The following is a 2380-nucleotide window of genomic DNA, read 5'->3' on the forward strand; positions in this document are numbered from 1 at the left end:
GCGCGGGGCTTCCCCAGGGGGTGCGGGCACGGTAGGGATTTGTTGCGTCGATGCTGTCACTCATGTGTCACCTACACTTCGTTATCGGTCGGGTACCACGTTCTATGCTAACTCGCTAAGGTTACCCTTTTAGTCCGTTGAGCGGTTATATGAGTCGAGAACCACCATTATGTGGTTGTATATGACGATAGTTTGAAGGGAATTTGAAAAATTCGTTCTATTCTTGCTCTTTTTCCCCGCCATCTGCCCCGCCGGACTTTTCCTCTTCTTCGTCGTCCAGCCCGTCGAGCATGGCGAGCATGAGCGAGTCCTGAACCCAGGAGACAAAGTTGTACACCACAGCCATGTACTCTTCTTGGGTTTCGATTTCGGAGGGGTCGGTGAACGCCGCAATATCTTCTGCGGTGTCTTCGTCCACGATGTAGAGGCGGTCGGCGAGCACCAGGCGAATATCACCGAGCGCGGCAGCCCAGGCGCGGGCGTGTTCTTCGTTCAGGCGCAGGTCGCTGGATTCAATGTCGAAGGCGAGCATGGCGAGGTTCGCGCGTTTGGTTTCGCGCAGGTCGCGTTCGGTGTAGCGGCGGTATTCGGTGGCGGCCTCGTCGTCGCTGCTTGCGGCGGGTAGCAGGCGTGCTACGGCACTGTCGGCGGGGATGGTGGGGTTTTCGGTGATGCCGACCAGCGCCTCCAGCGGGTCGACGGTGCCGCCGTCGGCGGTGGTATCTGCCGGGCGCAGCAGCGCGCGCACGTCTTCAGCAAGTTCGCGAATCAGGTCGCGTTCGGCGGGTTCGAAGGAGGCGGTGTAGCCTCCGGGGGTGCGGCGGAAGGGCCGTGCCATTAGTTTTCTACTTTCTCGAAGGTTGCCAGCAGACCCCAGGCGTGCATTGCCTGGGTGTGTTTTTCGGCGTCTTCGCGGGAGCCGGTGAATACGATTGCCTTGCCGTTGTTGTGCACCTGCAGCATGAGCTCCTCGGCGCGGGCGCGGGAGTAGCCAAAGTGGCTACGGAAGACATAGGACACGTAGGTCATGAGGTTGACGGGGTCGTTCCAGACGATGACGTTCCAGGGGGTGTCCGCGGCGAGGATGTTCTCCAGAGCGGTGTCGAGGTCGGTGTCCTCGAGGGTTCCGGTGGAGAGGGTCACGGCGGTAGTGTTCATTGGTTTTCCTTTGCGGCCGGTTCCCTTTGATTATACGGGCGGGTATGTGTTGCCCCTGTGTTTGTCCTGCGCAGCTCCGGTGTTCGTCCTGCGTTGTGCCGGTGTTTATCGTGTGTTGTATCGGTGCAGAGTGCTGGTAATTTGTCATACTACACCACTTAGAGTCAAGAATACTTTATGTATTGATTGACACGCCGAATTAATAGGAAAAATACCCTAATCCCCCACTACAATAAACACATGGCTACTACCTCCCTTCTCACCGACCACTACGAACTGACCATGCTCCAGGCGGCACTCGCCTCCGGCGCAGCCAACCGTAAGTGCACCTTCGAAGTCTTCACCCGCCGCCTGCCCGCAGGCCGCCGCTACGGCGTCCTCGCAGGCACCGGCCGATTCCTCGAAGGCCTCGCAAACTTCCGATTCAACGACGAAGAACTCTCCTTCCTCTCCTCCCGCAACATCGTCAACAAAGAAACCCTCTCCTACCTCGAATCCTTCACCTTCAGTGGCAACATCCGCGGCTACGCAGAAGGCGAAGCGTTCTTCCCCCACTCCCCCGTCATGCAGGTCGAAGGCACCTTCGCCGAAGCGTGCGTCCTCGAAACCTACCTGCTGTCCATCCTGAACTTCGACTCCGCTGTGGCGAGCGCCGCCTCCCGAATGAGCGCCGCCGCAGGCAACCGTCCCTGCCTCGAAATGGGTTCGCGCCGCGCCCACGAACGCGCCGCTGTTTCTGCCGCACGCGCCGCCGTCATTGCGGGCTTCGCGGGCACCTCCAACCTGGAGGCAGGTCTGCGCTACGGTCTGCACACCATCGGCACCAGCGCCCACGCCTTCACCCTGCTGCATGACAGCGAGCGTGAAGCATTCGAGGCGCAGCTGCGTTCCCTCGGTGCCCGCACCACCCTGCTCGTCGACACCTACAACGTGGACGATGCAGTCCGCCTCGGCGTGGAACTCGCCGGCGAAGAGCTCGGCGGCGTGCGCCTGGACTCCGGCGACCTGGTCGCCACCGCGGCTCGCGTGCGTGAACTGCTCGATTCGCTCGGCAACACCCACACCAAGATCACCGTCACCAGCGACCTGGACGAGTACGCTATCGCCTCCCTGGCGGCAGCACCCGTGGACTCCTACGGCGTGGGCACCAAGCTGGTCACCGGCTCCGGTGCGCCGACCTCCTCCATGGTGTACAAGGTCGTTGAGCGCGAGAACTCCGCTG

At 61.1% G+C, this 2380-nt stretch carries 3 protein-coding genes; 1 reads left to right on the forward strand and 2 read right to left on the reverse strand.

Annotated features, from left to right (window positions below; genetic code table 11):
* Positions 1-217 precede the first annotated feature (217 nt).
* Together HXO69_RS08890 and clpS are read right to left on the reverse strand one after the other, a co-directional pair.
* Positions 218-838, reverse strand: coding sequence for a DUF2017 domain-containing protein (locus HXO69_RS08890; protein ID WP_049346319.1), 621 nt, complete (start codon positions 836-838; stop codon positions 218-220).
* Positions 838-1158 (reverse strand): ATP-dependent Clp protease adapter ClpS, encoded by a 321-nt coding sequence (gene clpS / locus HXO69_RS08895; RefSeq protein ID WP_296546605.1) that lies wholly within the window; start codon positions 1156-1158, stop codon positions 838-840. Before clpS ends, HXO69_RS08890 begins: the two co-directional genes overlap by 1 nt.
* Before the next feature lie 240 nt (positions 1159-1398).
* Here clpS and HXO69_RS08900 point away from each other — a divergent pair.
* Positions 1399-2380 (forward strand): nicotinate phosphoribosyltransferase (locus HXO69_RS08900; RefSeq protein ID WP_296546606.1); only part of this gene is annotated, 982 nt, incomplete at its 3' end.

The organism is Rothia sp. (in: high G+C Gram-positive bacteria) (assembly GCF_015265375.1).
Taxonomy (GTDB): domain Bacteria; phylum Actinomycetota; class Actinomycetes; order Actinomycetales; family Micrococcaceae; genus Rothia.